Annotated in this window: 6 protein-coding genes; 3 read left to right on the forward strand and 3 right to left on the reverse strand. The window is 59.7% G+C overall.

Annotated features, from left to right (window positions below; genetic code table 11):
- Positions 1 to 841 (reverse strand): ChuX/HutX family heme-like substrate-binding protein (locus JWR14_RS36100; RefSeq protein WP_299719122.1); only part of this gene is annotated, 841 nt, incomplete at its 3' end.
- Positions 842 to 887: 46 nt separating this feature from the next.
- The gene (locus JWR14_RS36105; protein ID WP_299719132.1) at positions 888 to 3,152 is read right to left on the reverse strand and encodes a TonB-dependent hemoglobin/transferrin/lactoferrin family receptor; all 2,265 of its coding nucleotides are present in this window, start codon (positions 3,150 to 3,152) and stop codon (positions 888 to 890) included.
- Positions 3,153 to 3,515: 363 nt separating this feature from the next.
- On the opposite strand from JWR14_RS36105, the gene JWR14_RS36110 reads away from it, so the two are divergent.
- Together JWR14_RS36110 and JWR14_RS36115 are read left to right on the forward strand one after the other, a co-directional pair.
- Positions 3,516 to 4,961 (forward strand): MFS transporter, encoded by a 1,446-nt coding sequence (locus JWR14_RS36110; protein ID WP_299719124.1) that lies wholly within the window; start codon positions 3,516 to 3,518, stop codon positions 4,959 to 4,961.
- Between the two features lie 138 nt (positions 4,962 to 5,099).
- On the forward strand, positions 5,100 to 5,993 hold the full coding sequence (locus JWR14_RS36115; RefSeq protein ID WP_299719126.1) for a ferritin-like domain-containing protein: 894 nt from the start codon (positions 5,100 to 5,102) through the stop codon (positions 5,991 to 5,993).
- A 115-nt stretch (positions 5,994 to 6,108) separates the two neighbouring features.
- Here the strand turns inward: JWR14_RS36115 and JWR14_RS36120 are convergent, their stop codons facing one another.
- Entirely contained in the window at positions 6,109 to 6,834 is a 726-nt protein-coding gene (locus JWR14_RS36120) for a TetR/AcrR family transcriptional regulator (protein ID WP_299719128.1), read from the reverse strand.
- 188 nt (positions 6,835 to 7,022) lie between these two features.
- Between JWR14_RS36120 and JWR14_RS36125 the strand changes: the two genes are divergently transcribed.
- Positions 7,023 to 7,389, forward strand: a 367-nt coding sequence (locus JWR14_RS36125; protein WP_299719130.1) for an acyl-CoA dehydrogenase family protein, incomplete at its 3' end; no start/stop codon positions are given.

Below are 7,389 nucleotides of genomic sequence, written 5' to 3' on the forward strand. Positions count from 1 at the left end.
GCCACGGCCCCATCACGCGGATCGTTTTGACCGGACCCGTATGGATCTGGATCATGCCGCGATTTCCCACGAATACCATGATCGGCAATTCGGTCTCAGCGGCCCTTTCCAGCAGGCCTTGCAGCGCATCTACCCTGACCGGTTGCGCATAACGCCGCTCCGCCAGCCGTAACGCCTGTGTGCGCGCAAGGCTGAATTTACGCAGGATACCGAAGAATTGATGTGTGTCCGTCATTGCATCCCATGCCGCATGAAAAGCCGGTACGTCGATGTCACTGTCCGGCAGCATCGCGGGCGGCGGTGTGATCTCGCCGAGCATCAATCCGGGCACCTGGTCGCGCATTTGCCAGCGCTCGACCAATGCATCGAAGGCTGCGTGGTTGCTGTGCTCGCGCAGGAATACCTTGTGCACGGCGTGACCTTGCGGATCAAAGAATTGCAGGCTCTTTTGGAGGCCGTGAGAGGTCTCCTCACGCACCGCAAAACCCGACGCCCAGTTGCGATAGAACACCCGCAGATCGATTTTGCTGCCCAGCACGAGGCCAACGAACCCATCATGGCTCATGTCCTCGAACGTGCCGTCTTTCTCGTGGACTGCGGCTTCGTTGCGGGTGAGCACCATGACGGCACCGAGTTGCGGCGTCTGCTCGAACAACTCGACAAAATTCGGTTCCAGCCGCACTACATGTTCACCGGTGAACGCGGCCAGCGCTTCGCCCTCGCTGATGCCGAGTGCATGCGCCGCCTCGCGGTTGCGCAGTTTTTGCGTGGTCTTGAGAGTCAGAAAGTCGTGGCGCAGTTGATGTAGCGACGCGGCGTCCGAGTGAATGGTATTCAACATATCGTGGTCCTCTAAATGCGGGTTGGAGGGAGTGAAATAGTGAGCATCAGAAATCAACCTTCATGCTGACTGAGACGTTTCTTCCGGGCGCGGTGTACGCGTCCTTGATCGGCGATGAATCGGCGATGCCGCGCACGTCCGACCAGTTCCAGTATTTGCGATCGAAGAGATTGAACACGCCGAGATACGCGACAACGTGCTTATTGAAACGATACCCGCCGCGCAGATCCAAAACGAACGACGAAGGCGGCGCGAAGCAGGTCGCCGAAGTGCAGCTCTTGGGCGTGATATCGCTGGATTTCTTCGCGGCCTGGAACAGCAGGTCGGCTTGAGCGAACCAGCGTTCGCTGGGTTCGTAACGCACGCCGAACACCGCCGAGAATGGGTTGATCGTATCGAGCGGCTGACTGGCACTGCCGTTGTTGTCGACGCTGCCTTTTGTGAAGGCCATCGCCGTCTTCAATGAAAAGCCGGCTGGCAGGAACCATTCCGCGCGTCCTTCGAAGCCGTGGATGTAAGCCTTCGAATAGTTGACGTACTGGAACACGAGCGGATCGGTGGGGCGTCCGGTGCCGCCTACGGTCTGCTGCGAAATGAAGTCGCGATACCGTCCGGCAAATGCCGCCGCGCTATAAGTCATTGGGCCGAGACCTGTGCCAAGCTTGCCGCGCAAACCGGCTTCTATGGTGTCGCTGGTCTCTGGCTTTAGATTAGGATTACCAATCGATGTATAGCCGTAAAGTGGATTCGCGAAGCTATTGTTCACCTGATCCGGCGACGGCGCGCGGAACCCGTGCGCATATTGCGCATAGGGAATCAACGCGGGCGATATCTGATATAGCACTGCGAGGCGCGGTGAAAGTGCGTTGTCGCTCGATGAAACCGGGTTGCCGGTGTATAGCGGATCGCCGGTCCTGGCGCTTAGCCTGTAGGTATCGAAGCGCAGGCCGGGCGTGACGGTCAGCTTGCCGTAACTGATCTGATCCTGCACGAAGGCGCCGAGCAGCGTGTAGTCGGTGTCGGGGAACGCCTTGTTCGGGAACGGCGGTTCACCCGCACCGGGGATCGTGCCGTTGCGCAGGTTCGTGATGTGATCGACGCTGCCGTCGCCGCCATAGAGCAGTTTGTGCGTCAGGATGCCGGTGTGAAAGGTGCTTTCCGCAAACGCCGAGCCGCCGATCATGCGCTCGCCATAACTGTTGTCGCGAGTGCGAGAGGGTTGCGAGCCGCGCGTTTCGTACGACTTCTGGTCCTGCGTCGAATCCTGGTAATAGACCTGCATATGCGCCGTCTGGAAGAAACGCGCGGCGTCGTTGTTGAAATCGTAGTCGAGGCTATAGCGATTGCGCTCCAGCCGGTCATTTCCCGTCAACCCAAGCGTGGTGGGCGGATTGATCGCGGAAAGCACGTTCGTATCGATGCGCTGACGCACCGTTTCAGCGGTGAACTTGAACGTGTCGTGTGCGGTTGGTTTCACAACGAGCTTGCCCAGCAGCGTCTCGGAGTACGTATCCTGCGGGTTCGGTGTCGTGCGGCCTGGGCCGGACGAATCGTTCGAACCTTTGTTGTCGAGTTCGTGGCCGCGCCGTCCATCGGCTATCACCATGCCCTGGATCATGTCGTTGCCGCCGGCAGCCTGCACGGTCGCGCCAAAACTGCGATCCGTTGAGTCATAGCTCGGGCGCAGCGAGAAATACGTCTTCTTGCCGTAGATATCGAGCAGGTCCTGCGGATCCTTCGTGATGAAGTTGACCGCGCCAGTGAGCCCGTCGCTGCCATACAGCGCCGATGCCGGTCCGCGCAAGATCTCGATACGGTTCAGCGTGCCGAGGTCCGCATAGTCGCCGCGTCCGGCTTCAAGCGGTCCGAACGAGAACGAGTTGGGCAAGCGGATACCGTCCTCCATCAACAAGATGCGGTTACCTTCCAGGCCGCGGATATTGATGCTCGAGTCACCATCGCGGCCGCCTGCCGTCGCGGCCGACGACGGCCGGTACGGCGCGCGGCGTACGGTGACGCCGGGCTCGTATCGAAGCGCGTCCTTGATGTTTTCTGCTTGCTGCTCTTCCAGGTCCTCGGCCGTGATGATCGAGACACTGGCCGCCGTGCGGCTCGCGGCCGTGGCAGTGCGCGTGGCCGTGACGCTAATAGGGTCCAGCAGATTGGCCGTGGTGCGTGGTTCAGCGTGTTGCGCGGCGGTGTCCTGAGCCACCACGACGGCCAAGTCGGTTGCCGCGCGGACCTGGGTGGTCCAGAGCCCGGCAACCCCGAAAATGCCGGCCAGCATGGCGGACAGCGGACGTCGCGCCAGATGAGTGTGATGCACGTGTGTTCTCCCGATCAAACAAGCCCGTAAGCTGGCTGGGTGACTGAGAGCACCTGGCTGGCAGCACGCATCGATGTGCGGACTGTGTGTTGGTTAAGTTAAGCGATGGTTATGGTTTTTTAGCTTCGGTAAAGCGAATGTAAGCACTTATGTAAGCTCGATGAATTTATTGTAAATAAGAATCATTGTCAACTACGATTGGGGAAGAATGTTCCGGTGTCTGTAACAAATTTGCAAATACGCCGTTAAAATGCGCGCCGGGCCGGCTGCTCGGGCGCGCGACAAAAAGGGCGCGTCGAAGGCCGGGATCGGCCACTACAAGCGCCCAGGACAAGGAGACATAAATCGATGACAACCGCTCAGGACCTCGCTCAATCCCGCTCTGATCAGGACTACGTTCATGACACTCGTGCTTCGATTTCACTAAGCGCCGGCACGATCTCCGCACGGCTTGATCGCCTGCCGGCGACTCGCTCGATGTGGGTCCTCGTCGTCCTGCTGAGCCTCGGGTTTTTCTTCGAACTCTACGATCTGCTGTACTCCGGCTACGTTGCGCCGGGACTGGTCAAGAGCGGCATTCTCACGTCTACCACTGTCGGCCTGTTCGGCATGACGGGCGTCGCGAGTTTCATCGCGTCGCTGTTCCTCGGCTTGTTCATCGGCACGATTGCATGCGGTTTTCTCGCCGATCGTTTCGGGCGTCGCGCCATCTTCACGTACTCGCTGCTTTGGTACACGGCCGCGAATGTGATCATGGCGTTCCAGGACACGGCCGGCGGCCTCAACTTCTGGCGTTTCATGGCGGGGTTGGGCATCGGCGTGGAGCTGGTAACGATCGGAACCTACATCTCCGAACTGGTGCCCAAACACATTCGAGGCCGCGCCTTCGCTTGCGAGCAAGCGGTTGGTTTCATGGCCGTGCCGGTCGTTGCGTTCCTTTCTTACGCGCTGGTGCCGAACAAACCCTTCGGTTTCGATGGCTGGCGCTGGGTCGTATTGATCGGTGCACACGGAGCGCTGTTCGTGTGGTTTATCCGGCGCGCGTTGCCTGAGAGTCCGCGCTGGCTCGCGCAAAAAGGGCGGCTCGCCGAAGCGGACGCGGTGATGACGGCGCTCGAAGCGAAGGTCGAGAAAGAATACGGCCGGCCGTTGCCGCCGCCTGCCGCGCCTGAACCGGTTAGTACACGCGGCTCGTTCCGCGATATGTGGGTCGCGCCCTACGGCAAGCGTGCGACCATGATGATCATCTTCAACGTCTTCCAGACGGTCGGTTTCTACGGTTTCGCCAACTGGGTGCCGACGCTGCTCATTCACCAGGGCATCACGATCACGACCAGCCTGATGTACTCGACGATCATCGCGCTTGCCGCACCAGTCGGGCCAATCATCGGCTTGTTCATGGCCGATAAGTTCGAGCGCAAGAGCGTGATCGTCGTGATGGCGGGTGCGATCGTGGTCTGCGGACTGGTGTTCAGCCAGGTCTCGGGCGCGGCGCTGCTGGTCTGCATGGGCGTGGGCCTGACGCTCGCCAGCAACATCATGTCGTATAGCTTCCACGCGTATCAGACCGAGCTTTTTCCCACCAGTATCCGCGCGCGTGCCGTCGGCTTTGTGTATTCGTGGAGCCGCTTTTCGGCCATCTTTACGTCGTTCTTTATCGCGGGCGTATTGAAGGCGTTTGGCACGACGGGGGTGTTTATGTTTATCGCCGGCGCGATGGTGGTGGTGATGCTGGCTATTGGACTGATGGGACCGAAGACGCGGGACCTGGCGCTGGAACAAATCTCGCATTGACCTTTTCGATCACGCCGCTCAAGCGTGATCTCGTCGCAATAGGACGCTATATGGCCTGGCGCGCTTGACCAGGCCATCGCGGCAGAAGCGCGCGTTATGCCAAAATCTGCATAACGCGACTTATTCTCCCGTTACGCCATGTCCGACACGCTCACGCCTGCCGAAGCCGACTATGCGATGCGTCACTGGACGTATCGATCCACCGGCCAGATCAAGATTGGCTCCGCACAACATAAACGCATGTTCTGCGAGATGCTGCTTACTACTCACAATCCCTATAAGCCCGCCGTCATCGACTGGCCGATGTTGGCGGCCGCCGTGCTCAAGCGCGTTACGTCGCTGCCTATCTGGGATATTGCGGTGCAGACCGAAGGCCGCGCGTCGATTCGCGTGTCGACCTTTGCACGCAGTATTAAAGACCCGCTGCTGCGCGAAGCCGTCACCATGAACGGCGCCGAAGAGGCGCGACACAAGATCGTGCTGTCGCGGCTCGTTCAGGCCTACGGCATTGAACTCGCTTTCGAGCCGCCGTATGCCGCCCCGAAGGACGCGTTGCGTGCATGGATGCTCACGGGTTACAGCGAATGTATCGATAGTTTCTTTGCCTTCGGCTTATTCGAAGCCGCGCGCCAATCGGGTTATTTCCCCGAAGAACTCGTTGAAACTTTCGAGCCGGTGATCCAGGAGGAAGCGCGCCATATCCTGTTCTTTGCTAACTGGGTGGCGTGGTACCGGCGCAGCTTGCCGTGGTACCGGCGGCCCTGGTTTCTCATGAAGACCGCCAGCGTGTGGTTCTCGCTGATCCGCGACCGTATCTCGCTGGCGCGGGGATTCGACACCAGCGGCGCCTCGCAGGATATGAATTTTCCCGCGAACGTGGGCGATTCTGTGGGCGGCGGGGTATCGGCGAGGGCGCTGGTCGATCTGTGCCTGACAGAAAACGAGCGCCGCATGGGCGGTTACGACGCCCGTCTCTTGCGGCCGGTAACCGTGCCCCGGCTCGCCCGGATCGCTCGGCGGTTTATTAACTAGCAACTAACCGTCTTTTGTTTTCGGCCCGGCGAATGGGCGGGTTGCTGATGTGTTTCGAAAGCGCAGATTTGCAACTAACTGTCGGCCCGACTCGCGTCCGCGAGCGTCAACAATCTCACTTCTCCCCGCTTGCCGCCTCTTCGAACCGCCGCGATGCTTCTTCCACGTCCTGTCTGAACTGCGCAAGCGCAGTCAGGCTGGCAGCAGGGGGCTGTAGCGCGGTCCAAAGCACGTCGATGAGTTCATCGGCCGTCGTATCGATCTGAGCCTGACTCAGATGCCGCTTGGCAAGCGTCGCGTCCCACAGCACGTGTTCCATCGGCCCGAAGACCAGCGAGCGCATCAGCCGCAGCGGCAAGTCGGCGCGCACCTGACCGACTGTCTGGCCATGAGCAAGCACGTTCATCAGCGGCGCGGTATAGCGGCGTTGAAGATCAGTGAGCGTGTCGCTGAGATCATGGTGTTTCGTCCGCCCCTCCGATAAAACCAGCGCACACAAACCGGTTCCGTTCACCAGCATCAGCCGCAAATGCGTCCTCACGATAAACGCGAACTGCTGGCGCACGCTGCCGTCACGGGGCAGGCCGGATTCGAATGCATCGATGATCTCGTCATACCAATCCGCGATCACCCGCGCGCACAACTCCCGCTTGCCGCTGAAATAGCTGAATACCGTTGCCTCTGAAATCCCCGCGCGCTGGGCGATTTCGGCGCTCGTGGCGGCGTCGTAGCCTTTTTCGGCGAAGACGTCGCGCCCTGCCTGAAGAATGTCCTTCACGCGCTGCTGCGACTTGACGCCGGTGGGCGTGCGGCGATTTCCGGTGACGGGAGTGGCGGACATAAAAGGCAGGGCGTATTAGTGAACCAGATGTGAGCGTAGCTCAAATCCCTATTGACGGGAAGTGCCTTTCGGCGTGAAACTCCCGTTCATCATGGAAATTGCCGCGTGTGAGTGTGACTCATAATTTGGGTCGAAAACATTCACTGCGATGACCTCGAGCCAATACACCGAATCTGAAGGAGACCCGCATGAACGACGTACCCGGTCTGAATTTCGCCCTGGGCGAAGACATCGATATGTTGCGCGACTCGCTCGCCCATTTCGCCGCGAAAGAGATTGCGCCGCGCGCGGCAGAAATCGATAAAACCGATCAGTTCCCCATGGACCTCTGGAAGAAATTCGGCGATCTCGGCGTGCTCGGCATGACGGTCTCCGAAGAATACGGCGGCGCGAACATGGGCTACACCGCGCACATGGTCGCGATGGAAGAGATCTCGCGGGCGTCGGCATCGGTGGGATTGTCGTATGGCGCCCATTCCAACTTGTGCGTGAACCAGATTCATCGCAATGGCACGGAAGCCCAGAAGCGCAAGTATCTGCCTGGGCTTATATCAG

The sequence above is a fragment of the Caballeronia sp. genome (assembly GCF_028292365.1).
GTDB lineage: Bacteria > Pseudomonadota > Gammaproteobacteria > Burkholderiales > Burkholderiaceae > Caballeronia.

What these genes read in the sequence shown, in the direction of transcription:
- JWR14_RS36115 (WP_299719126.1), top strand. Translation starts at nt 5,100, where the DNA reads ATGTCCGACACGCTCACGCCTGCCGAAGCCGACTATGCGATGCGTCAC.
- JWR14_RS36120 (WP_299719128.1), bottom strand. Translation starts at nt 6,834, where the DNA reads ATGTCCGCCACTCCCGTCACCGGAAATCGCCGCACGCCCACCGGCGTC.
- JWR14_RS36110 (WP_299719124.1), top strand. Translation starts at nt 3,516, where the DNA reads ATGACAACCGCTCAGGACCTCGCTCAATCCCGCTCTGATCAGGACTAC.